Origin of the sequence: Picosynechococcus sp. NKBG042902 (assembly GCF_963864045.1) — a bacterium.
In the GTDB taxonomy this organism is placed as follows: Bacteria; Cyanobacteriota; Cyanobacteriia; order Cyanobacteriales; family MRBY01; genus MRBY01.
In genome coordinates this window covers 22,096-48,820 of sequence record NZ_CAWLTV010000068.1, presented here as the reverse complement: position 1 = coordinate 48,820, position 26,725 = coordinate 22,096, and the positions used below count along the sequence as shown (strand labels likewise).

General features: G+C 50.2%; 22 protein-coding genes, 2 tRNA genes and 1 pseudogene. 9 read left to right on the top strand and 16 right to left on the bottom strand.

What is annotated here, in order from left to right; all coding sequences use genetic code 11:
- Positions 1-11: 11 nt before the first annotated feature.
- Positions 12-908, bottom strand: a complete 897-nt coding sequence (locus AACR41_RS07735; protein ID WP_030007071.1) for a D-hexose-6-phosphate mutarotase — start codon at positions 906-908, stop codon at positions 12-14.
- A gap of 119 nt (positions 909-1,027) precedes the next feature.
- Here AACR41_RS07735 and recN point away from each other — a divergent pair, with 119 nt between their 5' ends.
- Complete coding sequence (recN, locus tag AACR41_RS07730; protein WP_030007070.1) at positions 1,028-2,794, top strand: DNA repair protein RecN; 1,767 nt, start codon at positions 1,028-1,030, stop codon at positions 2,792-2,794.
- On the opposite strand, the gene glmM is transcribed toward recN, so the two are convergent.
- A complete protein-coding gene (glmM, locus tag AACR41_RS07725) occupies positions 2,791-4,197 on the bottom strand; it encodes a phosphoglucosamine mutase (protein WP_045441981.1) in 1,407 nt (468 codons plus the stop codon). The two genes, recN and glmM, sit on opposite strands and share 4 nt — an antisense overlap.
- A 185-nt stretch (positions 4,198-4,382) precedes the next feature.
- A complete protein-coding gene (locus AACR41_RS07720) occupies positions 4,383-4,988 on the bottom strand; it encodes a Uma2 family endonuclease (RefSeq protein ID WP_030007068.1) in 606 nt (201 codons plus the stop codon).
- A gap of 253 nt (positions 4,989-5,241) precedes the next feature.
- On the opposite strand from AACR41_RS07720, the gene AACR41_RS07715 reads away from it, so the two are divergent.
- On the top strand, positions 5,242-6,630 hold the full coding sequence (locus AACR41_RS07715; protein ID WP_030007067.1) for an NAD-dependent malic enzyme: 1,389 nt from the start codon (positions 5,242-5,244) through the stop codon (positions 6,628-6,630).
- A gap of 103 nt (positions 6,631-6,733) precedes the next feature.
- Here the strand turns inward: AACR41_RS07715 and pheT are convergent, their stop codons facing one another.
- A complete protein-coding gene (gene pheT, locus AACR41_RS07710; protein WP_030007066.1) occupies positions 6,734-9,163 on the bottom strand; it encodes a phenylalanine--tRNA ligase subunit beta in 2,430 nt (809 codons plus the stop codon).
- Between the two features lie 283 nt (positions 9,164-9,446).
- Between pheT and AACR41_RS16545 the strand changes: the two genes are divergently transcribed.
- From AACR41_RS16545 to AACR41_RS16540, 3 genes and pseudogenes are all read left to right on the top strand, one after another.
- The gene (locus AACR41_RS16545) at positions 9,447-9,608 is read left to right on the top strand and encodes a hypothetical protein (protein WP_397427746.1); all 162 of its coding nucleotides are present in this window, start codon (positions 9,447-9,449) and stop codon (positions 9,606-9,608) included.
- A pseudogene (locus AACR41_RS07705) lies at positions 9,529-11,010 on the top strand (4-Cys prefix domain-containing protein). The gene AACR41_RS16545 and the pseudogene AACR41_RS07705 overlap by 80 nt, the downstream one beginning before the upstream one ends.
- A 26-nt stretch (positions 11,011-11,036) precedes the next feature.
- Complete coding sequence (locus tag AACR41_RS16540) at positions 11,037-11,204, top strand: pentapeptide repeat-containing protein (protein ID WP_397427749.1); 168 nt, start codon at positions 11,037-11,039, stop codon at positions 11,202-11,204.
- A gap of 11 nt (positions 11,205-11,215) precedes the next feature.
- Here AACR41_RS16540 and AACR41_RS07700 read toward each other — a convergent pair whose 3' ends face one another.
- Positions 11,216-12,940, bottom strand: coding sequence for a peptide ABC transporter substrate-binding protein (locus AACR41_RS07700; protein ID WP_030007065.1), 1,725 nt, complete (start codon positions 12,938-12,940; stop codon positions 11,216-11,218).
- A 45-nt stretch (positions 12,941-12,985) separates the two neighbouring features.
- Positions 12,986-13,780 (bottom strand): fumarylacetoacetate hydrolase family protein, encoded by a 795-nt coding sequence (locus AACR41_RS07695; RefSeq protein ID WP_030007064.1) that lies wholly within the window; start codon positions 13,778-13,780, stop codon positions 12,986-12,988.
- A gap of 247 nt (positions 13,781-14,027) precedes the next feature.
- Here AACR41_RS07695 and rpsF point away from each other — a divergent pair, with 247 nt between their 5' ends.
- Entirely contained in the window at positions 14,028-14,375 is a 348-nt protein-coding gene (gene rpsF / locus AACR41_RS07690; RefSeq protein ID WP_012306075.1) for a 30S ribosomal protein S6, read from the top strand.
- A gap of 158 nt (positions 14,376-14,533) precedes the next feature.
- Here rpsF and AACR41_RS07685 read toward each other — a convergent pair whose 3' ends face one another.
- The gene (locus AACR41_RS07685) at positions 14,534-15,925 is read right to left on the bottom strand and encodes a sensor histidine kinase (protein WP_223209920.1); all 1,392 of its coding nucleotides are present in this window, start codon (positions 15,923-15,925) and stop codon (positions 14,534-14,536) included.
- A gap of 169 nt (positions 15,926-16,094) precedes the next feature.
- Between AACR41_RS07685 and AACR41_RS07680 the strand changes: the two genes are divergently transcribed.
- A complete protein-coding gene (locus tag AACR41_RS07680) occupies positions 16,095-16,346 on the top strand; it encodes a hypothetical protein (RefSeq protein ID WP_030007062.1) in 252 nt (83 codons plus the stop codon).
- A gap of 11 nt (positions 16,347-16,357) precedes the next feature.
- Here AACR41_RS07680 and AACR41_RS07675 read toward each other — a convergent pair whose 3' ends face one another.
- From AACR41_RS07675 to AACR41_RS07650, 6 genes are all read right to left on the bottom strand, one after another.
- Positions 16,358-16,501, bottom strand: a complete 144-nt coding sequence (locus AACR41_RS07675) for a hypothetical protein (protein ID WP_168191125.1) — start codon at positions 16,499-16,501, stop codon at positions 16,358-16,360.
- 169 nt (positions 16,502-16,670) lie between these two features.
- A tRNA-Thr gene (locus tag AACR41_RS07670) sits at positions 16,671-16,742 on the bottom strand.
- A 4-nt stretch (positions 16,743-16,746) separates the two neighbouring features.
- Positions 16,747-16,831: transfer RNA gene (locus AACR41_RS07665), tRNA-Tyr, on the bottom strand.
- Between the two features lie 97 nt (positions 16,832-16,928).
- Positions 16,929-17,954 carry a hemolysin family protein gene (locus AACR41_RS07660; RefSeq protein WP_315862029.1) on the bottom strand — a complete coding sequence of 342 codons (1,026 nt, stop codon included), beginning with the start codon at positions 17,952-17,954 and terminating at the stop codon, positions 16,929-16,931.
- Positions 17,955-18,082: 128 nt separating this feature from the next.
- Positions 18,083-18,220, bottom strand: a complete 138-nt coding sequence (locus AACR41_RS07655; protein ID WP_012306071.1) for a hypothetical protein — start codon at positions 18,218-18,220, stop codon at positions 18,083-18,085.
- A gap of 102 nt (positions 18,221-18,322) precedes the next feature.
- Positions 18,323-19,396 carry a Gfo/Idh/MocA family protein gene (locus AACR41_RS07650; protein ID WP_012306070.1) on the bottom strand — a complete coding sequence of 358 codons (1,074 nt, stop codon included), beginning with the start codon at positions 19,394-19,396 and terminating at the stop codon, positions 18,323-18,325.
- A 130-nt stretch (positions 19,397-19,526) separates the two neighbouring features.
- Here AACR41_RS07650 and AACR41_RS07645 point away from each other — a divergent pair, with 130 nt between their 5' ends.
- Positions 19,527-19,670, top strand: a complete 144-nt coding sequence (locus tag AACR41_RS07645) for a hypothetical protein (RefSeq protein ID WP_157096820.1) — start codon at positions 19,527-19,529, stop codon at positions 19,668-19,670.
- On the opposite strand, the gene AACR41_RS07640 is transcribed toward AACR41_RS07645, so the two are convergent.
- On the bottom strand, positions 19,667-22,246 hold the full coding sequence (locus tag AACR41_RS07640) for a M1 family metallopeptidase (RefSeq protein WP_030007060.1): 2,580 nt from the start codon (positions 22,244-22,246) through the stop codon (positions 19,667-19,669). The two genes, AACR41_RS07645 and AACR41_RS07640, sit on opposite strands and share 4 nt — an antisense overlap.
- Before the next feature lie 178 nt (positions 22,247-22,424).
- Here AACR41_RS07640 and AACR41_RS07635 point away from each other — a divergent pair, with 178 nt between their 5' ends.
- On the top strand, positions 22,425-24,494 hold the full coding sequence (locus AACR41_RS07635) for a M3 family metallopeptidase (RefSeq protein WP_030007059.1): 2,070 nt from the start codon (positions 22,425-22,427) through the stop codon (positions 24,492-24,494).
- Positions 24,495-24,553: 59 nt separating this feature from the next.
- Here the strand turns inward: AACR41_RS07635 and AACR41_RS07630 are convergent, their stop codons facing one another.
- Entirely contained in the window at positions 24,554-25,315 is a 762-nt protein-coding gene (locus AACR41_RS07630) for a DUF655 domain-containing protein (RefSeq protein WP_030007058.1), read from the bottom strand.
- Positions 25,316-25,318: 3 nt separating this feature from the next.
- A complete protein-coding gene (locus AACR41_RS07625) occupies positions 25,319-26,668 on the bottom strand; it encodes an AAA family ATPase (RefSeq protein ID WP_030007057.1) in 1,350 nt (449 codons plus the stop codon).
- Positions 26,669-26,725: the final 57 nt, after the last annotated feature.

The following is a 26,725-nucleotide window of genomic DNA, read 5'->3' as shown; positions in this document are numbered from 1 at the left end:
TAATCCATAACTCACAACAATCGGTAAGTAACACCGAGGGTATAGCGTTCGCCGGGAGCGAGGGTGATAGTCTCGGCGGCAGCATTGGCCGTTTCAACACAGAGAAATCGTTGATAGGCGTCCGGAGAAAGATCACCCATGGTTGCAGTTTTCTCCATGCCAGGATTCCAGACGATGGTCGTGGTACTGTTTCGGTTACAAACCTCAATTTTGCGCTCAAGACTAAGATCATCAATGAACAGCTTCGGGGCGGTATTTTGATAAATGCGGTCTACTTCCCCCTGAATAGTGACTTCGCCAATTTGTTGTTTGAGTTTTTCTTGATCCGCCTTATCGATGTAGTCCAAACCTGCGAGGCCCAGCACTTTCACCCGTTGAATGTCGCCGATGGTGAAGTAGGTGTGGAGGGCTTGGGTAATGGTCATCGGCCTTTGATCGTGGTTATGACTCGTGAGTTCGAGATCTAAGCTTTCGCCTACGGTGATGGCGATCGCCTGTTCAAAAGCATAATCCCAAATTTTGTGGGTCTCTTCGTCATCTTGCAAGCTTAAAATAACGCGGGTTGCGCCATTGGCGAGGGTTTTGGTGTGCCGGACAGTCCAGAGGCGATCGCGGGCAAAACCATGGTTTGCTCGCCCTAATCCGTCCGGGTCTGCCCCAAACCAAGGCCAACAGATGGGAATCCCACCCCGGATCGCTTTTCCTGGTCGGTAATGACTGCGATCGCTCAAAAATAAAAGATCGGCCTGGGCGTTGCTTGGTTGGAAAGAGAGCACCTGTCCGCCATAGAGAGAGATTTCTGCCGTGGCAAACCGATTCTTAATTTTGATCACCGGAAAACCCGGTTGGCGATCGCCAAAGGAAAGTTCAGGCAGGCCATATTGTTGATTGAGTTGGTCAAGATGCATAAAAACTGTGGAGCGCTACTGCCATTTTAGTGAAAATTGCCAGGGCCAGAATCTGCCACTGCCGCCCCAAAACTCCGGCATAATAGACAGCGAACGACTTTTCTTTTCCTCAACCATTTATGCTGTGTTGCCTCCGCATTGAAAATTTTGCGTTGATCGATCATCTAGAACTCGATTTACAGGCTGGGTTGATGGTTTTGACCGGGGAAACGGGGGCCGGAAAGTCAATTATTCTGGATGCCCTCGATCTTGCCCTTGGCGGAAAAGCAACGGCGCGGTTAATTCGGGCGAAAAATGATCAAGGAGATGCCACCGGGGAACGGGCGTTTATTGAAGCAACCTTTACCCTCACCCCCAGCATCAAACAATGGTTACAGAGCCAAGACATTGATCTGCTAGAAGAAGAAACGGTGGTTTGTAGTCGGGAGTTGAGTCTGACCCGCACTGGTTTGCGATCGCGCAGTCGTGTCAACGGAATTATTCTCAATCAGGGTTTGATGGCGGAACTCCGGGCGCAACTGCTAGAAATTACCGCCCAGGGTCAAACGGTTGAACTCCTGATTCCTGAACGGCAACGGATTTTATTAGATAGCTACGGTGGCTCCCAGGTGCAACAGCAACGGCAACTTGTGACTGCCACCTATCAAATTTATCTCAAAGCAAAGCAATTACTCGAAAGTCGGCGCACTTCGGAGCAAGAACGGCTCCAACGGCTAGATTTACTGCAATATCAACTCCAGGAGCTATGTGACGCCCATTTAGAGGATTCTGAAGAGCTAGAAACCTTGCAACAGGAAGGCGATCGCCTTTCCCATGTGGTGGAATTGCAACAGCTCAGTTACCAGGCACACCAAATTTTGTACCAAAATGACGATCCCGAAACCCCGGCGGTGGCAGATCTTTTGGGGGAGGCTGAGAATCTGCTCAAAGAAATGGTGGACTATGATACCCAGTTAAATGGCATTCTCGACATGGTGCGCAATGCCCTTACAGAAGTAGTAGAAGCAGGCCACCAAATCAGCACCTACAACAACAATCTTGAAGCTGACCCAAAACAATTGGCTGACATTGAGGCCCGAATGCGGGTGCTAAAGCAAATTTGCCGTAAGTATGGCCCGACCCTCAGCGAGGCGATCGCCTACCGGGACAAACTTCAGGGGGAACTAGATGTCCTCACCGCTGCGGATCAGTCCCTTGAAGCCCTAGAGCAAGACTGTAGAATTAAATATCAAGACTTAGAAGTCCATTGCCAAAAATTAAGCCAATTACGCCAAAAAGCAGCCCAAAAATTAGAGAAGCAACTGATTAAAGAACTGAAACCCCTGGCGATGGCAAAGGTGAGTTTTGAATGTCGCCTTAGTCCCATCTCGCCTACTGCCGCCGGAGCCGATCAGGTGACGTTTTATTTCAGCCCGAACCCTGGAGAGGTGGCTCAACCCCTCGCCGAAATTGCTTCTGGTGGGGAAATGAGTCGCTTTCTCCTCGCCCTCAAAGCCTGTTTTACCCAGCAGCAGACGACGCCGAAAACTTTGGTGTTTGATGAAATTGACGCCGGAGTTTCGGGGAAAGTGGCCCAGGCGATCGCCACCAAACTCCACCACCTCAGCCAGTATCATCAGGTGCTTTGCGTCACTCACCAACCCCTCATTGCCGCCATGGCTGATGGGCATTTTCGCGTGACAAAACAAGTGCAATCCCAGGCAAAAAATCAAAAAGGTGATCGCACCCTTGTCGCCGTAGAATCCCTACAGCACCATCAGAAACGTCGCGATGAATTAGCCCAGTTGACGGGGGGTCATGCCGCCGAGGAAGCCATTTCCTTTGCTGAATCCCTCTTAGTCCAGGCCCAAACCCTCAAGGCGGGCAGCAAAATGACCCAAGCCTAGCCCAAATGGCTTTGCACCACATTGACTAGGTGTTGTGTCCAATATTCCGCGAGGTATTGTTCCTCGGCCTCGACCATCACCCGAATGACAGGTTCCGTCCCCGAAGCTCGCACCAGCACCCGTCCTTTATCACCCATGGCCGCTTCGGCCTTATCAATTTCCGTTTGGAGCACGTCGCAGTTCTGCCAATTTAAACGGCGATCGCGATCTTCGACCCGCACATTTTTCAGGAACTGGGGATAGGTTTGGAAACTTCGATCAATTAACTCATTGAGGGGAACCCCTGCCTCCCGGACGAGGGCCGCTAAATGCAATGCCGTTTGGATCCCGTCCCCAGAAACGCTGTGGTGATGGCAAAGAATATGACCCGATTGTTCGCCACCGAGCATCGCCCCCGTCTGCCACATGGCCGCTTGGACATACTGATCGCCAACGGCAGTCCGATGAAGTTGTCCTCCTAGTTTTTCCCAGGCCCGCTCAAAGCCCAGATTTGCCATTACGGTACCGACAATTAAATTGTTCGGCAGTTGACCCGCTGCCTGGAGTTGTTTCCCCCAAAGGTAGAGGATATAATCCCCATCAACGATCCGGCCTGTGTTATCCACGGCAATCACCCGGTCGGCATCCCCATCAAAGGCAAAGCCGAGATCCGCGTTGTGGAACTGCACCGCCCCTTGGAGTTGGTCGATGTGGGTAGAACCGCAGTTGACGTTAATTTTGTTGCCGTCTGGTTGGTGGTGCAGGGCAATCACTTCTGCACCGAGGGCTTGGAAAAGTTCGGGGGCCAAATGCACAGAAGCGCCCCAGGCCAAATCGAGCACAATTTTGAGGCCGTCGAGGGATAAACCTTGGGGAAGTGTCGCAAAAACTGCATTCCGGTATTGCTGGGTCAGTTCCTTTTGGTGTTGGTAGGAACCACAGTTATTGGTTTGCGACAGAATATTTTCTAGGCGATCGCCGCGCAGACCCGCTTCAATCTTGGCACTGAGATCCTTGAGGAGTTTCGTCCCAGCGTCACTAAAAAACTTAATGCCATTATCTTCGGGGGGGTTGTGGCTGGCGGAAATCATGATGCCGCCGATGGCGTCCGTGGTGCGGGCCAGATAGGAAACACAGGGCGTTGGACAAAGGCCCACATGCCACACTTCTAATCCAGAGGCGGTCAAACCAGCGGCGATCGCCATCGCTAACATATCACTGGAGTTGCGAGAATCTTGCCCAATGATCACGGGGGCGCGTCGTGCCGCTGTTTCCTGGAGCACTTGTCCAGCCCAGTAGCCAACTTGGAGCGCAAAGGGAGCCGTCAGCAGATCCCCCGCTTTACCCCGAATCCCGTCAGTCCCAAATAATGAACCTGCGGGTAAATCACACCGTAGGGCTTGGGGCGGATAGCTCGCCAACATACGACTCAGGGGATGTCCTTCCTCTGGCATGATCATCATGGGTTTTGCTCCTCACAACATACAGACACAACGATATCAGTGATTGATTTGTCCTGACCACTATGGGGCCGCTTTTATCAGGGATTGGTATCAATGGTGTCTGGTTTAAAAACCTGGGGTGAGGCTTGGGTGGCGATCGCCTTTATTTATTCGTCTATCTCACTGGGGAATTCCGGCTCAATTTCCGGCAAATCGACAGTGGCATAGATATCAACCAGGGGAATTTCGAGGTCTAGGGATTGCAGTTTAAGCGTTGCCTCTTGGCCTTGATAACTTTCTAGAATCCAGAGCTTCCCTTCGCTACGCCGAAAGCAGTCTACTGAGTAATGGGTTGTGCTGACCAAAATGTATTCCTGCAAGCTGGGAATCGTGCGGTAAAACTTAAACTTATCACCCCGGTCAAAGCCTTCCGTCGATTCTGACAAGACTTCGATGATTACCCTAGGTTGGGTCACATAGGACAAGCTCAAATCATCGTCATCATCACAACTGACAACTAAATCTGGATAGAAAAACTTTTTTCCTGCTGATAAACGCACTTTCACATCAGCCATATAGGTGCGGCAAGGGGAATCGCCTAAATGGTTACGGCAGGCGATCGCCAAATTTAAGCTCACAGTATTGTGGGCACGCGTTGCCCCAGCCATAGCATAAGCTTCTCCATGCATATATTCATGCTTAATGTCGCTATGTTTCTCTAACTCTAAATATTCTTCGGGACTGAGGTACTGATCTGAAGTGAGGGCAACCATGATGTTTTCAACAATTAGGTGACATTCCCTTCCATTTTGCCAAGAATTTACGGAGTGGCATCCCCAAAGGCAATGATTCGCGATTTGATCCAGGTCAGCTCCGGGCAAGATTAAAGTGTCTCTTCCTGAGATCGTCCCAAGCCATTTCGTAAGCCGCAATACTTTAGGAAAGGGGAAAAGTAGGGTTAAATGAGATGGGAATTTTTCCTCTCTTCGTTTTTTCAGCAAGTAAAATTTAACGCAAATTCTATGGTTGCCCTCACCCCCCAATCCCAGCTACAGTGTCACGATCCAGCTACGTATCCCTAACCGGGCGGGCACTTTGGCCAATGTGACCCAGGCGATCGCCAACGTGGGAGGCAGCCTCGGCAATATTGAGTTGGTAGAACGGGATCTGAAGTTTTTAATTCGCAATATCACCGTAGATGCATCCAGCGAAAAACACGCTGGGGACATTGTCGATGCTGTCAAAGCGGTGCCAGAGATTGAAATCCTTAAGGTTTTAGACCGGACTTTTGCGATTCACCAGGGTGGGAAAATTACCGTCGAAAGTCGCATTCCCCTGACAGTACAGTCGGATCTGGCCATGGCCTATACGCCGGGGGTGGGTCGCGTTTGTCAGGCGATCGCCGAGAAACCGGAACAGGTCTATGATTTGACCGTGAAAAGCAATATGGTGGCGATCGTCACCGACGGCAGTGCTGTTTTGGGGTTAGGCAATTTGGGGCCGGAAGCCGCAATGCCTGTGATGGAAGGGAAAGCGATGCTCTTTAAGGAGTTTGCTGGGGTGAATGCGTTTCCCATTTGCCTGGCGACCCAGGATGTCGAAGAAATTGTCCGTACGGTAAAGTATCTCGCCCCGGTTTTTGGCGGCGTGAATTTAGAAGATATTGCGGCGCCCCGCTGTTTTGAGATTGAACAACGGCTAAAGGCAGAAACCGATATTCCCATCTTCCACGACGATCAGCATGGTACAGCGATTGTTTCCCTTGCCGCCCTATTTAATGCTCTGAAATTGGTCAAAAAAGACCTACAAAGCGTCAAAATCGTGATTAACGGGGCAGGGGCTGCGGGGGTGGCGATCGCCAAATTACTCCGGCAAGCAGGGGCAACGGATATTTGGATGTGTGATTCCAAAGGCATTATTTCCAGCCAGCGGGATAATCTCACCCCCGAAAAGCAAGCCTTTGCCGTGGCCGCCTCTGGTACCCTCGCTGAGGCGATGCAGGATGCAGATATTTTCCTTGGGGTAAGTGCGCCCGGTGTGGTGACCCCCGCAATGGTGACATCCATGGCGAAAGACCCAATCGTCTTTGCGATGGCTAACCCGATCCCCGAAATTCAGCCGGAACTGATCATGGATAAAGTCGCGGTGGTGGCCACTGGCCGGAGTGATTACCCAAACCAAATTAATAATGTCCTCGCGTTTCCGGGGGTATTCCGGGGTGCCCTTGATTGTCGCGCCTCCAGCATTACCACCAATATGTGTCTCCAAGCAGCCCAGGCGATCGCCTCCTTGGTTAGCCCGGCCCAGTTGGATCGAGAGCATATTATTCCCTCGGTTTTCGATCAGCGGGTCGCCGCCGCCGTCGCTGCCGCCGTGGGTCAAGCCGCCCGCCAAGATGGTGTTGCCCGCCGCTAGAACAACCCTCTCCCAATTCCTCCGATAAACAAAAAACCTCCCCCAAAAGAGGTGGCTGAAGGCGGAGGGTGCTCTCCCCTTGAGGGGAGTTAGAGGGGGGTGGTTAGCTTCTCAAGGTCACGGCAAACTGTTTAACCAGCGCATCCCGCACCTTTTGGTGGACTGGATCAATCTCCTCGTCCGTTAGGGTTTTATCCGCAGCTCGATACTGCAAACTGAAAGCCAAACTGCGCTGGCCTTCAGGGGCGTGCTCACCGCGATATTCATCAAAGAGTTCCACCCCAGCCAACAGTTTTTTTGCTGTTTTCTGCATGGCCTGCTCCAGGTCGGCTACAGACGTTTCGAGGGGGGCAAAGAACGCCAAATCGCGGGTGACTGCGGGGTAAGTAGAAAAGGCCTTAAAAATGGGCACCTGTTGGGATGGACGACTCAGTACCGTTTGCAGCAGATCAAGTTTCAGCTCAAAAACATACACTGCATCGATCAAATCTTTTTCCTGACGCAATTGGGGATGAAGTTGCCCGAAAATCCCCAGTTGACGCCCCTGAAGCCAGAGAGACGCTGTCCGACCAGGATGCAATTTTTCGTTGCTAGTATCTGCCCGATAGCTCACCTCCAAGCCCAGTTGCCGGAAGGCGGCATCGAGGAACCCTTTCGCTTCATACCAAGACATCGGTTGACCTTTGCCACCAACAGCCCAACTGCCATCGGGATTGAGATTGCCCCCTAAAATTCCAGCCAGATAATCGGCTTCAGCATAGTTTTCGTTGTCGTCTAGCCAAAAAACGCGACCCAATTCAAAGGCATTGAGGGCACCATTCCCTTGGGATTGATTGTAAGCAAAGGCATCAATTAACCCTGTGAGCAGCTCCTTTCGTAGGGCAGAATATTCCACAAACAGGGGGTTACTGAGTTTGATGTCAGCAAGTTCTGGCTTAACCAAGGAGTAATGCACTACTTCGGTCAGGCCAATCGCCCGGAAGCTGCCCCGCAATTGACGATTTACTTTTTCGGCTGGGGACAAGAAACCAGCGGCGGATTGACTCGGCAGGGTATCGCAGAAATTGTCATAGCCATAGAGACGGGCCACTTCTTCGATGAGGTCAATTTCACGCTCTAAATCGCGATAACGGTAGGGGGGCACAGCCACTTCCCAGACCCCTTCTCCTGTGGATTCGAGGGTGCAGCCGAGGTCCGCCAAAATGCGTTCCACATCGGCGAGGGGCACGTCAAAAATTTTGCCGTCCTTGTGGACATGGCCGAGGACTTCGTGGAGCCGTTGTAAGCGCAGCGGGATTTTGGGGCGGGCGTTGGGATCGGGTCGGGTATCCGTGAGACCACGCTGAACTACAGTGCCTCCGGTGAGTTCTTGGAGGAGGGCGATCGCCCGTTGGGCCGCCCGGTCTAATTCCACTTGGTTGACGCCCCGTTCATAGCGAGTCGAAGATTCGCTGCGCAGACCCACGGCCCGGGAAGACCGTCGGATAGTGACCGGTTCAAATAGGGCTGCTTCTAAAACAATATTCTGGGTGCCATTGTGAACTTCCGTACTTTCACCACCCATTACTCCCGCCAAAGCGACAGGGACATCATTGGCGGTAATCACCAAATTTTTCTCAGCTAGCTTGCGCTCTTGACCATCGAGGGTCGTTAACATTTCCCCGGCTTTGGCAAACCGCACCCCAAGGGCAACGGTTTCAGATCCTGCCACCTGGGCGAGGCGCTCCCGGTCAAAGGCATGGAGGGGCTGTCCCCATTCGAGGAGTACATAGTTGGTGATATCAACAACATTATTAATCGGGCGAGTGCCAGCCGCTTGGAGCCGGAATTTTAGCCAATCAGGAGAAGGCGCTGTCGTCACACCTTCGATCACCGTACCGAGATAGGCGGGACAGGCGACAGGATCGGCCACGGTGATGGTCAACGTTTCTGGGGCGGTATCCATGGCCGGAATTTCTGGGAGTTTGACATCTACCCCCGTGAGGGCCGCCACTTCCCGCGCGACGCCGACCATACTGAGGGCATCGGCTCGGTTAGCGGTGGCGGTTAAATCCAATACCACATCATCTAAGCCGAGGAGGGGGCGCACATCCATCCCCGGCTTTAGGTCTGGTTGTTCAAAAATGTGAATGCCTTCGGAGTCTTTTTCTAAGCCCAATTCGGAGAGGGAGCAAATCATCCCGGAGGATTTTACACCCCGGAGTTTGGTGGGTTTTAGTTTGAGGTCAATGGTGGGTAAGTAGGTGCCTAGGGTAGCGACGGGGACAAAGATATCGGCCCGGACATTTTTCGCCCCACAGACAATGGTTGAAAGTTCGTCTGCACCAATATCGACTTGACAGACGCTCAGTTTGTCGGCGTCGGGATGGGGTTCGCGGCTCACAACTTTACCAACAACGACACCATCGGCCAGGCGGCGGCGATCTTCGATTTCTTCTACTTCAAACCCAGCAATGGTTAGGGTTTTGGCTAATTCTTCTGGCGATAGGGTGATCTCAACAAACTCTTTTAACCAATTCAGGGAAATCCGCATTGACTTTTTGGGGCATTACACTAGTTTCAAGGAGTTTATTTTAAACGTTTCCCTCCCCTTACCGGGGAAAATATTGGGGGCGATCGCCATAGATGATATCCCATAGATCCTGACAGAAAGACCCAAGCCCTGAGCCGAAACGCGCCCTTTTAGGGAACGCTAAGAGCACGCCTAGCAAACCCCCAGACACCATCCCAGTACGTTAAGGTGGTGGGATATGATGGAGCTTGAGGTGAACACACCATCACAGGTCATCCCCGTTGGTGCGTCAGATCACAACGCCATGCTTGCTCACGGTAACAAAATAGGCGACCAAAACTCTTTCCTTGCAGAGGCGATCGCCTCTCCCATTAAGGTGACTCTGGATGAGCTACTGTATCAATCCCAAATGTTCCAACCCCAAAAATCCCCTCAAGGCGCGAGTCTGCGGAACCTGTGGCAGTAGCCTAATCCTGCGCCAACGCTATAAACCCCTCAAAAGCTTAGGCCATGGTGGTTTTGGTGCCACCTTTCTCGCGGTAGATTTGAACCTCCCCGGCAAACCATCCTGTGTGATCAAGCAACTGCGTCTTGCGAGCAACGTGCCGCACCTGTTCCAGATGGCCCGCGAACTTTTTGAACGGGAGGCGGAGACCCTCGGTCGCATCGGCAATCATCCCCAGGTGCCTCGCCTCCTGGATTACTTTGAAGACGACAATCATTTTTATCTAGTTCAGGAATATGTCAAAGGCAATAACCTGCAGCAGGAAGTAAAAAAAATGGGCCATTTAGCGAAGCCGGAGCGCGGCAATTCCTCAGCGAAGTTTTACCTGTCATCCAATACATTCACTCCCAACAGGTAATCCACCGGGATATTAAGCCCGCCAACCTGATTCGCCGTGACCAAGATAAAAAATTAGTTTTGATTGATTTTGGCGCGGTAAAAAATCAAATTAACGTCGAGGCGATCGCCTCGACATCAGAACAAACGGCCCTCACCTCCTTCGCCGTTGGTACCCCAGGTTACGCTCCCCCAGAGCAAATGGCCATGCGTCCCGTCTATGCCAGTGACATCTATGCGGTGGGGATCACCTGTCTTTATTTGCTCACCGGGAAACCCCCCAAGGACCTCGACTACGACTCCAAAACGGGAGAGCTGCTGTGGGAGTCCCACGTCAATATCAGCAACAGCCTCGCGAGTGTCCTCCACAAAATGCTGGAGAGTTCAGTCAAGCACCGCTATCAATCCGCCCAGGATGTGCTTGATGCCCTCGAAATGGAACCCTATATGGAAAGCCTGGCCCAGGGCATGGCAGATTTGAGTGGCGCAGAATCCTTTACGGGAACCACTGGGGGCCAAGTCTCTTCCACCGCCTCAAGCGATGACGATGGGGAACTGACGGGCGGCCCTTCCACCCTGGCTAATTCTCAGTTAGCGATGGCCATCCGAGCAAGACGCGATCGCCAAAAGAAACCCTATGGTGCCCCTTCCCAGACAGACACCTATCACCCCTCTGCCTCTGCCCAACGTATTAATCGATTGACCGCAGGACGCAACAAACCCCGTTCTACCATGGGCAAAACCATGCGGATCGAGCCGAACAAAGCTAATCGGGCAAATCCGATGGAAACTAAGTTGACCGCCCAGGATATGTTGAGTGCCTATGGCCAAGGTCGCCGAAACTTTGCTCAACTACAACTGTTAGGTCTCAGCCTGCCGCGCATGAATTTATCAGGCTGTATTTTCCACCAATCCCAAATGATTCAAGCCAATTTCCAGGGGGCAAATCTCAGTCGTGCTGATTTTGGCAAAGCTAACTTACACCAAGCGAATCTCCGGGACGCAAATCTAGAACAGGCTTACCTGAGCTATACCAACCTCAGCCAAGCCGATCTGCGGGGAGCTAACCTAGAACAGGCCTATTTAAACTACGCTCTGCTGGACGGGGCGAATCTCTGTGGCGCGAATTTGCGCAACGCCAAAATCACAGACCAGCAACTCAAAACCGCTAAAACGAACTGGGCCACTATCATGCCGAATGGTCGGCGGGGTCTATTTTAGGGCCGTCATTCCTAGGCTTCCTTGCGCCAGGCGGCAATATTCCAAGTATTCATATCCCAGGGCGTGAGGCTGACCCCCGTAAGGCGATCGCCAATCCCGGCGGTCTCTGCCCGGTGAATGAGGGGAATGACCGCAACCTCTTGAATCAGCAAATCATTGAGGCGAATCAACGAGGCTTGCCGCTCTTCTGGATCGAGGGCTTGGGTGGTTGCGGCCCAGAGTTCGTCATAATCGGGGTTGCAATAACGGGCATAGTTATCCCCTGTCCAGTTGTTGGCCTGGGTCGGAATTTCAGCGCAGGTGTAACGTTTGAAATAGGGCAGGGGATCAGGATTAGTATTGCCCGTCGTAAACATCTGCAAATCTGCCGTAAAGCGTTCTGTGGTGTCCACATTGGCCGGATCGCCGGAAAAGTAAATGCTGGCGTCAATGCTTTTTAGCTCAACGGCCATCCCAATTTCGGCCAAATTTTGCTTAATAATCGCTTGGGTTTTCTGGCGGAGCGGATTCACAGAGGTCTGGAACAGCAACCGCATCTCCACGCCGTCTTGATCACGGGTCCCATCGCCGTTGGTATCAACCCAGCCCGCTTGGTCGAGGAGGGCCTTGGCCTGTTCTGGGTTGAAGCGATAGCTGGTATTGGGGGAGACGAACTCAGGGGGATTCACTACAAAATTACTGGTGGGTTTGCCCGTGACACCATACAGTTCCTGGGCAATGGTCTCGCGATCAATGGCCGTGGCGATCGCCTCCCGCACGCGCCGATCCGTCAAGAAAGGATGGGGAAAAGCCAAACTCGACCGTTCACCACTGGGGGTTTCTTGGTTGGGGTCGGTGAAGTTGAGGACCAGCCGTTCACTTAAAGACCCAAAGTTCGCTAAAACTTGCCCCTGCCCCCCTGCACTCAGTTCCGTCAAAACCTTGGTTTCCACCTGGAGATTGTAGGCAAAATCTGCCTCCCCTGTTTGGAGGACAGCCCGCGCCGCTGCGGTGGCATCCCCACCCCCTTTTAGCTCTAGTCGCTCAAAACCTAACTGCTCGACATCCCGATAATGGGGATTCTTTTCGTAAACCACTACATCCCCCGGTTTAAATTCCACCACCCGGTATGGCCCTGTGCCCACCGGTAACAGATTTGCTGGCGCAGTTCTGGCCTGTTCTCCTTGGTAATCGACAAATTTGTGACGGGGTAAAATCATCCCCTCGGCCCCGACAAAAACCCCAAACCAGGCAGGGGTCACATCTTTAAAAGTAACCTTCACCGTTGTTTCGTCGATGGCTTCTACGGTTTCTACCCCCTGAAAAACCCCCGCATTGGTCGCCCCCGCCGCCGGGTTTGTAATGAATTCATAGGTAAAAACCACATCCGCCGCCGTGAACGGCTCCCCATCAGACCAACGCAAATCTGGTTTGAGTTTCCAGGTTACGGAGCGTCCATCGTCACTAAGACCCCCATTTTCGAGGCTGGGAATTTCTGCGGCTAACACAGGCACCAACTCGCTATCAGGATTAAAGGTTGCCAAGGGTTCGAGGGTAATTCGGCTGGCTTCCCAGTCCTTAAAACCCGTAGAAAGATGGGGATTTAAAATGGTTGGCCCTTGCCAGTACAGTAGGCGGAGCAACGTCGGTTCGCTGGGATTTGGGGGCGTAATGTTATTGGTGGTACCACAACCCACAAGCAGGAGACAGGCGGCAGCAGCACAGGTACGGGTCAAAAAACGTTTGGCAATGGACATGGTAACGGGTAGTCAACAACAAGCAATGGAGGACGGGGACGGGTCTTAGGGGGCGATGATGGGATTTTCGAGCTCGCCGATCCCTTCGATGGTGATCAATAGGCGATCGCCAATGCGGACAGGGTGAACTCCGGCGGGAGTCCCCGTCAAAATCACATCACCGGGCAACAGGGTCATAATTTCGGAGATGTAGCTCACCAATTTGGCCACGGAAAAAACCATATCCTGCACCGAGGCGGCCTGGGCTGGGTCTGGTTGTTCAGGGAGTTCTTCCCCCAGGGGCGTTACATAGGTGCGCAATTTGGCATCGGGGCTAAGCTCGCGCACAATCCAAGGGCCGAGGGGACAGAACGTATCAAATCCCTTTGCCCGCGTCCACTGGGCATCTTGCCGTTGGAGATCCCGCGCCGTCACATCATTGGCGATGGTATAGCCCCAAATTTTTCGGTGGGCCTCTTCTTCAGAGCAATGGCGGGTGCGATCGCCAATCACAAGGGCCAATTCCCCCTCAAACTCCAACTGTTGACATTGGGCCGGATACACAATGCCCTGTTGGTGGGCCACAATCGCACTGGGAGGTTTCAAAAATAAGACTGGTTCCGACGGAATCGGCTGCTGGAGTTCCGCCGCATGGGCGGCATAATTATGACCCACCGCAACAATTTTTGACGGGGCGCAGGGGGCCAATAATTGGTACTCATCCGGCGCGAGACTTTCCCCCGTCGGTTGTCCCCCCAACCAAGCCGGTGCATCGATCACCTGCACTTCACGGTTGAGCTTTAGCAGTCCGTATAATACTTGCCCTTGGGGAGTTTGAACCCGAACATATCGTTGCGCCATAAATGAATTTTGATCAACTAAACACAGAACAGAGCTCCACCTCAAGGTGGCGATCGCCAATCGATGACAGACCCTCAGACCCAAGTCATGATCTGTTTTTCATCAGTTTCAGATCCAGCCAACACTCCCTAAAAGGGGGCAAGGTGTAGTAGAATTTTATATCCTTGCTTCTCGAATCGTAAAAGAAATCCGAAATTTCCACACATCGAGCGGCCTTATTGTCCAGAAGGATTTATATCAAACAGTAATGAGCAACAACTACGAAATGATGTACATCCTGCGCCCCGACCTCAGCGAAGAGCAGGTGCAGGAAGTCTCTAGCAAATACAAGACCATGCTCCAAGACTCTGGGGCAAGCGACCTTCAGGTTCAAGTACGGGGCAAGCGCCACCTCGCCTATCCGATCCAGAACTTCAACGATGGAATCTACATCCAAGTAAACTACAAAGCCGATGGCAGCCAAATCAAAGCCGTCGAGCGGGATATGCGCTTAGGGGAAATGGTTATTCGCTACCTCACCATGAAGCTAGATGCAGAACCCATTGCCCTCGAAGCCGACGCACCTCCCTCTGAGCCAGCGGCTCCTGGTGCTTAAACTGTCGGCACGCGATAAAAACTAAATCAAAAATTAGTAGAGATGGGCTCCTCTAGTGTGGCCCATCTTTTTTTGCATCAATGGTGGAATTCAGCGTTTGGTTAGTAGAGACATTCCCAAGGGGAATTTATGGGTGCTTTACCATGCCCTTACGAGATCTAGAGGGGCACAGCGAAGCTATTGCCGAGGGGTAAGAAAATAGCAAAGACTTCTTCCCCGGAAGCCCGACGTCGAATTGCCAGTTTGCCGCCTAACTGTTGAAAGAGATTTTTGGTCACATCTAAATTCAGACTCAAGCTGCCCGTTTCTGGTTGGAAAATGAGCAACTGGCCAATCGCCTTTTCAAGGCATTTTTGACCTAGGCCGTGGGACTGGACTTCTAACTTCAGTTGGCTGCCGGCGGTGCTGACTTGGATTTGTACCTCTGCTCCCGTCGGTAGGCGTCGCGTGAGGGTCTCGATTAACCCGGACAGCATTTGGTCAAGCATCGCTGGATCACTTACCACCTGGGGCAGGTATGGGGGCAAGGCGACCTCTAGGTTGACATTGCGCCGTTGGGCCTGTTTTTGCCAACGGGGTGTTCCCTCCTGGAAAATTTGTTCTAGGGAAATGGGTACCAGTTGCAGGGTTTGCTTCGGGTGATGGGATGGAGTTTCCAATTCGGCCGCCCGAAAAATAAGTTCCATGCGCCGGATTTGTTCGTTGCACTCTTGCTCAATGGTTTCGATGCGTTTGACAATGTCTTGGGTCAGTTGGGTTTTCTTTTTTAACAACAACTTTGTCATGGTACGGATTGTTGTCAAAGGCGTGCGAATTTCATGGGTGAGAGCCTGCAATAGCTCTAATTCCGGTTGAGCTTGGGCGGTTGGTTCAGGGGTTTGGTGGGGTTCTGGAGATGGTAGGGAATCAGCCTGGGGTAAATTAACCGTCAGCGATCGCACCATTAACTGGCTAAACCGGGAGACAAGCCGGTAGTCCGGAACAACCTCAGCAAAGCGGGGCCAAAGTTGGGCGAGGGTTTGGAACTGGAATGGTTGCGTTAGGGCCATGCGCCACTGCAAAATTTGCCAAATGGCGGCGATCGCCTCTGGGTCAAACGAAAAGAGCAATCCCTGGGGAGACAGGGCCATCGCAAAATTGAACTTTGCCGTCAAAATCAAACAAAATTGTTCCTGGGCCAACGGATCATTGGGCAGAATTGGAAACTCAACGATTTGATTATTGTGGTGCCGAATGCTTTGATTCAAGCCGGCCCCCGGCAATTGCAGATGACTCAGGGCAATGTCCTGGAGATTTTTCGGCGTTAAAACGTAATGATGGTGGTGGCGGGTGATTTGGGGCGCATCAAACACTGGGCTAGGGCTCGATAAAATAACACCACGGGTTTCGCCCCCGGAGCGCAGGAGTAAATCCGTTAAGGCGGCGATCGCCGCGCGCCACTGCCCAGTTTGTCCAGAAGAAGAAGTAGACGAAAAAATCGGGTTAAAGTCCTGGAGAATGCCGGCCACCGTTTGCTGAATATTGAGTTCTTCTAGTTTCTTTAAATCCACCACAGTATTGCTCTCTTCTGACCCTAGGTTATATTGATACTAAAAGGATTTTTTCCAAAATAGAAGCAGTACAACCGAACATCACCGAGTGGGGTTTTACCTGCTATTTCTTTTCCCTCAGCCATCAACTTCAGATTAGTTCTCCGGCTGCCATAGATTTTTGTAAGCCATGAATTTCTATAACCTTTACCGCTGGATTCTCCTCGGCATCACCCTCTACAACGTTGGGAATGTCCTGCTAACGGCCCTGGAATATCGGCAATATTACGAAAAACTGCCCCTAAAATTGCGCCATTATTTACAACAAAAAACAGCCCGCATTCTTGGGGAAAAGATGAATACCTATAAAAAAGAATTGTGGGTAAATTTTGGTTTATTATTGCTGCTAATTAGTTTAAATGGCATTTCCTTTATGATTTGAGCTGCAACCGATTAATAATCACTATCAGCAACACAGATTCCCTTACATTTGATGCCATTGGTCGCAGTGCGCTTGCAGTGGGGACACAGCACCTTTTCTGATGTTGTTGTGGTTCCCTGGGCGGGTGCTGGCTGGGTCTTTTTTTTCTCAGTCATAGATGCTTAGGATAATTCAGTTTTACAAAGGCAATGGGGAAACCCAGTGCGCCTCCATTAATCCTAAAGAAAAACAAAAGATTGCGGCAACGGCAGATATCCGCAGGAATAATAGTCTAAGCGAATATTCAAACGCTTTTATACTGGTTAACAATTAACTGTTCTAAGAAGCCCATAACGAGATTTGAACTCGTGACCTCTCCCTTACCAAGGGAGTGCTCTACCCCTGAGCCATATGGGCAATGTGGTGGGCCGAGCTGGATTCGAACCAGCGTAGACATAGTCAGCGGATTTACAGTCCGCCCCCATTAACCACTCGGGCACCGACCCACGTTTTTTTGTTTTCACAGTTATCAATCCTAGCATAAAAATAAAATATTGCAAGGCGATCGCCAATTTTTTTTCTGACAGATCCCCAATTCAATTTTTATCGATCAGAAAAACGACCTGGTAAACCCGGCTCACGGGGAGCATAATCGCTCTCATCATAAATTTCTCCCACCAGCTCTTCGAGTAAGTCCTCTAGGGTGACGAGGCCCACCGTGCCCCCATACTCATCAACGACAATGGCGATGTGGAGGCGTTGTTGGAGCATTTCTTTGAGCAAATCGGCTACCCGCTTCGTTTCAGGGATATAAACGGGCGTATCCATCACAGAACGGACAATGGCTGGGGTCTGGGTCTGGGGAGATTCTGGAGAATGGAGACCCTTGAGAGCTTGCTTGAGGTTAACAATGCCGATGATGTGGTCTTTGGATTGTTCCTGGACAGGAATGCGGGTGTAGCCCGTTTCGAGGCAGAGGTTGACCAACTCCTGGAGGGTGGCATCGTGGGCGATGGTTTGCATATCGATGCGTGGTTTAACCACATCTTTGACCATCATTTCATCGAGGAGGAGAGCATTTCCTAAAATGCGGCGGCGTTGCAGATCAAGCTTGCCTTTCCCCCCCAGGATTTCGATCATCAGTTGCAGTTCAGTGAGGGTTTCGCTGGTGGGAGAATTTTTATTCTGGCGGCCTTCAAAGATCTTGATCGTTTTTTCGGTGATGGTTTCAAAGATATAAATGATCCCCAAGGACGACAGAATACGCGACAGCCAATAGATGGGCGGCACAACGAAGGTAAAGGCCGAGCGCACGTTGAGGATGGCGAGGGACTTGGGGGTAATCTCTGCAAAAATGAGGACGACGATGGTGACGACAGCCGTCGCAATCCCGATCCCGGCGTTCCCTAACCAAATCGCGAAGAGGTTACTGGTGAGAATCGCTGAGAAATTATTAACGAGATTGTTCCCCAGCAGCAGGGTCGTGATAAATCGCGTCCGATTTTTGAGGACGATCCGGAAGATGCCCTGGGGATCGCCTTGGCGCTTAATCAGTCCTTCGAGTTTGAGGTTATCAAAGGCGGTAATGGCGGTCTCGGAGCCAGAGAAAAAGGCAGAAAGGCCAATCATGACCACCAAAACAGCGAGATCAAGCCAGACTTCCCCCAACAGGGGGCTTGGTTTGCTAGATTCAGCGGCGGCGATCGCAAACAAGAAATTCAAAGTGTGTCGTAGGAGCTAGAGGTGACTGGATTAGTTTAGAACGAATAGGCGGTTGTGAGACCCCAGATCACCAGGGCGGCGATCGCCCCTAAAACTAAAACAGCAGAAACGGCGACGACGATGGGTTTATCTGCGCCGTCAAATTTCATGATGCCACGATTGAGATCAGACATAGTCAGTGCAGCGGCTCCTTACCCGCTAAAGTCAAAGGATGATTGTTTATCTATTAAGGGTAGCGAAAACTGCGCTCCTTCACGCATCAAAAACGCAAAATATCAAGAAACGGAGAGGGGCGTGACAATGGTTTTCGGCTTATTAAGATGTTGGTAATGGCGATCAGCCTCTTTCCAAACCTTGCCATCCAGGGCGCTTTGTTCAATCAAGCTCGCAAGGCGGAGGGCTTTTAACGCCTGTTCTCCCCCAACGGAAGGTTGTTCGCCCCCCCGGACACATTGAACGAAATGTTCGAGTTCGGCATGGAGCGGTTCGATATTACTGGTGTAAACTTGCTCGATCAAACCATCCTGACGGTAAAGAACTTGGCCATAGTCGGTGGTGTAATTGGCGGTGGTTTGGCGGTGAATTTCGATTTCGTTATTGAGAAAATCCGCTTCGGTGAGGGAATTCTGGCAGTGGGCGGCGATCGTGCGGATTTTGCGGTGGGTGACTTTGCTTGCCGTGAGGGTGGCCACAATGCCATTGGCGAAATTTAAGGTGGCCGTTACGTAATCCAAATGATTAGAATCGTCTTTTTTTGAACCCGTGGCTGTTAGTTGTACCACCGGAGAAGCTGCCATTTCTAAGAGCAGATCAATGTCATGGATCATTAAATCCAAGACGACGGAAACATCATTCGCCCGTTGGGAATAGGGACTCATGCGATGGGCCTCGATCGCCAAGAGCTTTTCGGTTTTGAGCACTTTACTCAGTTCTTGGAAGGCGGGATTAAACCGTTCGATGTGACCAACTTGGAGGATCACGTTATGTTCGGCGGCCGCATTAACGAGGGCTTCGGCTTCACTGATACTCGCCGCAATGGGTTTTTCGATCATCACATGCTTGCCCGCTGCCATGCACTCTAGGCCCACTTGGTAATGGAGCTTGGTGGGGACAGCAATGCAAACCGCATCGACGAGGGGAAGCAGGGCGTGGTAGTCCTCAAAATAACGGATGCGATATTTACTGGCGAGGTCTAAGCCGCGTTCAACGTTGAGATCCGCGACGCCAATGAGTTCAACATCTTTGAGGAGGCTAAGGACACGGGTGTGGTGTTGCCCCATGTTGCCTACGCCAATCACGCCGATTCTGAGATTCGTATTGGGGGATAGACTGGACTGTAGTTGGGCCATAAGATTTAGGAAACTCCTTGAACTCCTCCACCGCAGATGATGAGGGATGATGTTGCCTCGCCACCTTTTTGACTACCGATGGTAGCACGGATGTCCGGAGTCTAAAGAATTGATAAGTAGATTTTGTGGAATGGCAGAGGGCGATCGCCAATGGATCCGGCCTTGGGATAATTCTTGGGGCGATCGCCAAGTGGTTGACAAATTGCTGGGCTATTCAACTCATTTTTTTCGACGCAAAATCGCCCCGGAAAGTTCGCCCCAAAAGTGCAGTTAAGGGTTGCCCTGGGCTTCGAGTTTGGCGAGGCGACTTTGCAGTTGTTTGTTGTCTTCCCGCAGTTTATCGAGGTCTTCGCGCAATCCTTGAATCGCTTTATCGGTGCTGAGTTTTTTCTGGAGGCTGCTCACGGTTTCCTCGGCCCGCTGGCGGACGCGCTTGTCGGGGGCTTGGTTGGCCAAGGTTTGGAGGAGCGTAACAGCTTTGGGATTTTCGATCTGGCCGAGGGCGCTCACAATGGCAACTTGGGTGAGGAAAAAGGTCTCCCTGGCGATCGCCTCTAAGCGATTGAGAATGACTGCTAATTTGTCGTTGGTTTGGCCACTGGCGACGGTACCTAGAGCACGGATTGCGGCAAGGCGTAGTGGTTGGGGGATGCCCAGTTCGGTGTAGGGCAGGATCGCGTCCACGGCTTCGGGGGAGGTTTTCATCGCGGCGAGTCCGCCAATTGCTCCGGCCCGGACAACTTCATTCCAGCCTGCGCGGGTTTTGAGGATCTGGTTAAGCAAGTCACGGGTGGCCTCGGCTTTGTCCGTTAAACCAACAGAAACCATTGCGCCTAGGGTGCGGGCGGCGGCGGCTTCGGTATAGTAGCTGGCATCTCCTGCCAAGAGAAAAGTTTTCATCGCCTCGTAGCTGCTTTCGGTTTTGAACTTACCGAGGCTAGATAGGGTGGCCCGGCGCACACGGGGATGGGAATCTTTTAACCCTGCCATCAGGGCATCCTCGGCTTGATTGAGTTGGATCGTCCCAAGGGCTTTGGCAATCTCTACCCGTACACCCCAAAACGCTTCTGTTGTTAAAGCTGTTTGCAACGTATTGACCGCTTCGAGGTTCCCTTCCTTGGCGATCGCCTCGGCTGCTTGAACGCGGGAAATGGGATCGGGGTCATGGGTCAGTTGATTTTTTAGTTCTGCCATCGGGTAGGACAATTTCACCGTTTTTGTCCAATGGTTGCCCACATCGAAGCTGACAAAATCCGGTTTGCGGTCGAGGGGAATATAAAAGGTATGTTCCGCCTCGTTGAGCCTAAAGGTAAAGGTTTTTTGGCTGACTGTTTCCCCATCGAGATAGTTAAAAGCAACGGGAATTTTGAGATCAAACAGGGCTTTTTCGTCTTTTTGCCCCTGGGTCTGTTTCACGGTCAATTTAGCTAAACCATTTTCCCCGTCCCAACTGTAAGCCACCTCAAAATCCGGATGCCCACCCCGAAAAACATATTGATCAAACAAAGGCGCAAGGTTAAACCCAGTGGATTCCTCAATCGCCCGCAGTAGATCAACGGTTTCGACGGTTTGGTGGGCGTGTTTTTGGACAAACTTTTGAATTGCTTTTGAGAACAACTCATCGCCAAGCACCGTGCGGATCATGTGGTAGACGCAAGCGCCTTTTTCGTAGAGGTGGCGGTCATAGAGTTCAATGGGGGCGCGATAAACATGGGTGACGATGGGGCGACGGTAACGGCTGCTGTCTTCGTCGAGATAGTTCCGCATCTGTTCGAGGAGATAATAGGCAGCTTCCTCTTTGCCATATTCATGTTCCGTCCAGAGCACCTCGGCGTAGGTGGCCATCCCTTCTTTGATCCAGGCGTGGCTCCAATGTTTAATCACCACCAGATCGCCAAACCATTGGTGGGCTAATTCGTGTAACACGAGGGTTTCCGTGCGCTGATCGTCGAGGCTCGCCCGTTCGTCGAGTAAACAGCGATCCGTTAAAAGGGTGGTAGATGTGTTTTCCATGCCGCCGAAGATAAAGTCATCGACGCACACTTGGGCATATTTCGGGAATGGGTATTGGTAGCCGTAGGTTTGACTGAGAAAATCCATCATCTGGGGCGTTTTGCCCATGCTGCGATCGCCATCGGCTTCGCGCCCTTTTTCGACGTAGTAGAGGACGGGGATACCTTGCCATTCGGTTTTTGTTTCAGCGAAATCGCCTACGGCCAAGGTGATCAGATATGACGGGTGAATTTCCTTTTGATACCAGTGATATTCCGTTTTTTCTCCTTGTTCCTCACTGCTGATCAATTCACCATTAGAGATAGCACGGTAGGGCTTTGGTACACGGATTTTTAGTTCGGAAGTGGCAAGCTGACCGGGATAGTCGAAACAGGGAAACCAAAAGCGGGAATCTTCATCTTCCCCCTGGGTCCACACCTGCACAGGCTTATCGGGATAATATTCATCTGGTTGGATAAAATAAATCCCCCGTTGGGGTTCCGTCAACCGGTAGGCGATCGCCAACTCAATTTTTTCCGTGGTGGTGGGTTTCAGTAAGCGAATATTCAGGGTTTCGCCATCATAGTCAAAGGGTTGATGGACACCCCCGATGCACACCGATTCAATGGCCATGTCTACCGCATCAAGGGTCAGGGACGTCACCCCAGAACGCACCGGAGCTAAAGTAATCGTGCAAGTCCCAAAGAGCGATCGCCCCGTAATGTCGAGATCCAAATCCAAATAGATATGCTCCACCTGTCCCGGACGGTCGGGGTTGTAGTGGGGTTTTGCGCCGGGCAACTCAAAAGAACGGGTCGTTTCTGTATCCACAAACGCTTCAAAATTAATTCCAGACATTTTGCTCGACATATTCTCAGGCTCAAAAGGCGATCGCCGCCCATAACATTCATTCGTTTCAAATCATAACAATCCCGTTGATGGGCCAGCCAACCATGCCCAGATATCCCCACTGCCTTCCCCAAAAACTTGCTGTCATAATGGGAAATAGCGTAAACATCAGAAAAATTAACCGCATATGACCCAGAATCCCCTCCTCATCGGCCATGGTCTGCCCCCCTTCGCCGAGATCAAAGCCGAGCACGTTGAACCCGCTGTGACGACCCTCTTAGCAGAACTAGAGCAGCAGGTCAGTGATCTTGAGACGAATCTCAAACCCACCTGGACAGATTTTGTCGAACCCCTTACCCAGCTCGAAGAAAAGCTGATGTGGACTTGGGGGGTGATCGGTCATCTCATGAGTGTCAAAAATAGTACAGAACTGCGCGCCGCCTACGAAAAAATGCAACCTGCTGTAGTGCAGTTTATTAACCGTTGGAGCCAAAGTCGCCCCATCTACGAAGGTTACAAAGCAATTCGCGAAAGTGACCAATGGGACAAACTAGAACCTGCCCAGCAACGCATTATCGAAACCGCCCTCAAGGAAGCCGAACTCGCTGGGGTGAGCCTTGAAGGAGAAGCGAAGGAGAAATTCAACGCGATCCAATTAGAATTAGCGGATCTTTCAACGAAATTTTCAAATAATGTCCTCGATGCGACCAAGGCCTTTAAACTCAAACTGACCGATAAAGAAGATATCGCCGGTTTACCCGATAGCGCCCTGAGTCTCGCCGCCCAAACCGCCCGCAGTGAAGGGGAAGAAAACGCGACCCCAGAAAATGGCCCCTGGGTCATTACCCTTGATTACCCCAGCTACCTCCCCTTTTTGAAATATGCAGAAAACCGGGAACTGCGGGAAAAAGTCTACAAAGCAGCAGTCTCGAAGGCTTCTTCTGGGGAATTTGATAATCACCCCCACATTGATCGCATCCTTGAGTTGCGTAAACAAAAGGCCCAAATTTTAGGCTTTGAAAATTACGCCGAACTGAGTCTAGCCCGGAAAATGGCCCCGAGTGTGGCCGCCGTTGAACAACTTATGGAAGAGTTGCGCCAAGTGAGTTTCGAGGCCGCTCAACAAGAATTAGCGACCCTGAAAACCTTTTCGGGACAGGCTGACTTGGCCCATTGGGATGTGGCTTACTGGTCGGAGAAACAACGGGAAGAAAAGTTTGGCTTTACCGCCGAAGAATTGCGCCCTTATTTTTCCCTAGGGCGGGTCTTAGAGGGTTTGTTTGGCCTAGCGCAACGCTTGTTTTCCGTCGAAATTACCGCTGCCGATGGGGACGCGCCCGTATGGCATGAAGATGTGCGTTATTTCAAAATTAACGACGAGTCTGGGGCACAAATTGCCAGTTTTTACCTTGATCCCTACAGTCGTCCGGCGGAAAAACGCGGTGGGGCTTGGATGAATGATTGCGTCGGTCGCGCGAAGTTGGTGGTGAATGGTCACACCGTTACCCGTTTACCTGTGGCTTATCTGATTTGTAACCAGACGCCTCCCGTGGACGGTAAACCCAGTTTGATGACCTTTGGGGAAGTGGAAACTCTGTTTCATGAGTTTGGCCATGGGTTACAGCACATGTTGACCCATGTTGACTACTCTGGGGCAGCAGGCATCAATAATGTCGAGTGGGATGCAGTGGAATTGCCCAGCCAGTTTATGGAAAATTGGTGCTACCACCGGGAAACGCTATTCGGCATGGCGAAGCACTATGAAACGGGAGAAACGCTGCCAGAACACTATTACCAAAAGCTCCTGGCTGCCCGCACTTATATGAGTGGCTCGGCAATGTTACGACAGTTGCACTTTAGTTTGCTCGACATCGAACTGCACGCAAAATATGATCCGGCCAGTGGTGAAACCCCGGAACAGGTGCGCGATCGCCTCGCTGAAACCACCACCGTCATGAAACCGCTGCCAGAAGATTCGTTCCTCTGTGCCTTTGGTCATATCTTTGCGGGGGGCTATGCGGCGGGCTATTACAGCTACAAGTGGGCGGAAGTGCTCAGTGCGGATGCGTTTGCGGCGTTTGAAGAGGCTGGTCTCGAAGATACGGTGGCGATCGCCGATGTGGGCAAAAAATTCCGCGAAACGATCCTCGGTTTAGGCGGCAGTCTCCACCCATTGGAAGTGTTCAAGAAATTCCGGGGTCGGGAACCGCAAACAGAACCTTTGCTTCGCCATAGTGGTCTATTGCAAACTGCTTAACTCCATTCTTTAAATGAGCGTAAAAAAAGGCTTTTGGAATATTCCAAAGGCTTTTTCTTTTATTTAGTTTCTTCTACATCAATAAATCGATTCCAAGCATCTAGAATTTTTACCATTGAAGTTTCAGTAATAGCTCTATTTTTGTTCTGTAACCGCACTCTGTTAATAATTTCTCCCAAAGAACTAAAGCGACTTTTTTTTCTCTCTTGAATAATTGCTGTTGCCATTTTCTGACCTTTCTTACCAGTAAAGCCAGCAGAACCTAGTTTATCGACTAAAATTTTGAAATCAGAAGCATTAAAGGCTTCTAGGTGATCCTCATCACGAGGCACAAGAATTTTGACACCATCAAATTTTTGCTCAAGATTTCTCGATAAATTATTTTCTAAGCGAGAAACTTCAAATTTAAGTTGATCTTGAAGGTGAGCTAAAAGATTTTTTTCTAAATTAGCAATTTCATTTTTGTTTAAACTATGCTCCAAAGAGTTAGTCGCAGAACTTTCTTGCACAGTATTTAAATAATCATATTGATGCTTGATCTGCGCTTCATTTTCAGGAGTAATAATGATCGCGTTAATCATCTCAAAATCATCATTGATTTCTCTGGCTCGGACTGCTGCATAATATTCTAAATGTCCAGAAACAACGGTAAATGAATCAAAATCTAAGCGTTGAACAAGAATAGGTTGAGAGTTCCCACCGACTGTTAAAAAACTATTGGCCAAAGTTTCAATTTTATCCTTAGAAAAACCAGATCGGGGTTCTGGGCTATCAACAGATAGAATATCAATTAGTTGAATTTTTAAAAGGTTTTCTAGCATAATTTAATTGATTTTCTCTAATACTTCACTAGCTAGCATCGCAAATTCATGGGCTGATACAGAATCTGATTTATAGTCAAAAATAGAGAGTGGATCCGGAATATCTTCTTCTCCATACTCCAAGGTATTTTCCAACGCTTTGGCAAGATCTTCTCGTTCATAAATTGCCGCAGACATTAGGGGAAAACCATAACGTTGTTCGACCATTCTGCGACGTTTGGGATATGTATACTGGACAAAGCGAGCATTCGTTGAAATCTTCGACGGTAAAACACCTAAAATTTTCAAAGGAGACATACCAAACATATCTTTGGCTTCGTTTATATCCGCGATAAAATCTTTGACATTATTTAAACCCTCATTAGCAAATGGTTTAAGGTCTGAAGGAATGATTAGATAACCTGCACTTAGTAAAGCAATACGAGCATACAAATTAAGTGAGGGAGGAGTATCAATTAGAACAATATCATAATCATTCTTGACATCTTTTAGCTTAGATAATAGTCGAGTTTTGGCTGGTTCAATCCGGGTTAATTCCGATTCATATTTCATCATCTCAATATGAGATGGAATTACATCAATACCTTGGGATACGTAAGTTGAGGGTCTTGCAACTGCTTTGACTGGATATTTTTCTCTAGATTGAATGAGTTGCAAAATATTGTTATTTTTAAGGTCATCGTCTTTCTCATCAAGAAATTTTGCCAAACCAGTTGCATAAGTCGTATTTGCTTGGCTATCCAAATCAACAATTAAAATCCGTTTGCCTTGCTTCTGCAATGCGGCGGCGAGATTGACTACTGTTGTTGTTTTGCCAACTCCGCCTTTATTGTGATAAACAGCGATGATTTTCATACGATTTTTTCGCGCGGTTAAATTTTTTTCTGGTTGAATTTCAGACTTTTTTCGACTACTGGGAACGGGTTTTAAACTTTCACGACCAACTAAAAACTTGATTTTTTCTAGGTTAGCATTAATTTCTGATCCTGAGCATTGAAAACACAGATCTATTTTTGAGCCATCTCGTTCGTAAATACGAAAATCTTTGCCATTCGTTAATATTCCATAGGGGGACTTTAAACTGGTCAAATAGGTTCTTAGACGAGGCACATGACGATCTAAATTTTCTCTCGGACTTTTGGCTTCAATAATAAGATTTAGAGGAGAGCTACTATCCCAAGTGAAAGGCATTACCGTCGCGGTAAACGCCATAAAATCAAGACGAATATTGCCAAAGGCAACTTCTTGGTACCAAGTGTTAGGCGGATAACCTAGTTTTGGCAATAAGTAATGGACAATTAATTTACTTTCGACTTCTGTTTCGTTACGAAATAAACTGGGATCAGGAATCACGGCACTCAAAACATTGTGTTTCTTCGCCCATTATCTCCTATATGGATACCAGTTTTT

Excerpts from the sequence above, each read along its gene's own strand:
- AACR41_RS07695 (WP_030007064.1), bottom strand. The coding sequence starts at position 13,780 with ATGGCGCAACGATATGTTCGGGTTCAAACTCCCCAAGGGCAAGTATTA.
- pheT (WP_030007066.1), bottom strand. The coding sequence starts at position 9,163 with ATGCGGATTTCCCTGAATTGGTTAAAAGAGTTTGTTGAGATCACCCTA.
- AACR41_RS07640 (WP_030007060.1), bottom strand. The coding sequence starts at position 22,246 with ATGTCTGGAATTAATTTTGAAGCGTTTGTGGATACAGAAACGACCCGT.
- AACR41_RS16545 (WP_397427746.1), top strand. The coding sequence starts at position 9,447 with ATGCTTGCTCACGGTAACAAAATAGGCGACCAAAACTCTTTCCTTGCA.
- AACR41_RS07735 (WP_030007071.1), bottom strand. The coding sequence starts at position 908 with ATGCATCTTGACCAACTCAATCAACAATATGGCCTGCCTGAACTTTCC.
- recN (WP_030007070.1), top strand. The coding sequence starts at position 1,028 with ATGCTGTGTTGCCTCCGCATTGAAAATTTTGCGTTGATCGATCATCTA.
- AACR41_RS07720 (WP_030007068.1), bottom strand. The coding sequence starts at position 4,988 with ATGGTTGCCCTCACTTCAGATCAGTACCTCAGTCCCGAAGAATATTTA.
- AACR41_RS07635 (WP_030007059.1), top strand. The coding sequence starts at position 22,425 with ATGACCCAGAATCCCCTCCTCATCGGCCATGGTCTGCCCCCCTTCGCC.
- glmM (WP_045441981.1), bottom strand. The coding sequence starts at position 4,197 with ATGTTGGCGAGCTATCCGCCCCAAGCCCTACGGTGTGATTTACCCGCA.
- AACR41_RS07650 (WP_012306070.1), bottom strand. The coding sequence starts at position 19,396 with ATGGCCCAACTACAGTCCAGTCTATCCCCCAATACGAATCTCAGAATC.
- AACR41_RS07655 (WP_012306071.1), bottom strand. The coding sequence starts at position 18,220 with ATGTCTGATCTCAATCGTGGCATCATGAAATTTGACGGCGCAGATAAA.
- AACR41_RS07675 (WP_168191125.1), bottom strand. The coding sequence starts at position 16,501 with ATGACTGAGAAAAAAAAGACCCAGCCAGCACCCGCCCAGGGAACCACA.
- AACR41_RS07630 (WP_030007058.1), bottom strand. The coding sequence starts at position 25,315 with ATGCTAGAAAACCTTTTAAAAATTCAACTAATTGATATTCTATCTGTT.
- AACR41_RS07680 (WP_030007062.1), top strand. The coding sequence starts at position 16,095 with ATGAATTTCTATAACCTTTACCGCTGGATTCTCCTCGGCATCACCCTC.
- AACR41_RS07660 (WP_315862029.1), bottom strand. The coding sequence starts at position 17,954 with ATGATTGGCCTTTCTGCCTTTTTCTCTGGCTCCGAGACCGCCATTACC.
- AACR41_RS07700 (WP_030007065.1), bottom strand. The coding sequence starts at position 12,940 with ATGTCCATTGCCAAACGTTTTTTGACCCGTACCTGTGCTGCTGCCGCC.
- AACR41_RS07645 (WP_157096820.1), top strand. The coding sequence starts at position 19,527 with ATGGCAGAGGGCGATCGCCAATGGATCCGGCCTTGGGATAATTCTTGG.
- rpsF (WP_012306075.1), top strand. The coding sequence starts at position 14,028 with ATGAGCAACAACTACGAAATGATGTACATCCTGCGCCCCGACCTCAGC.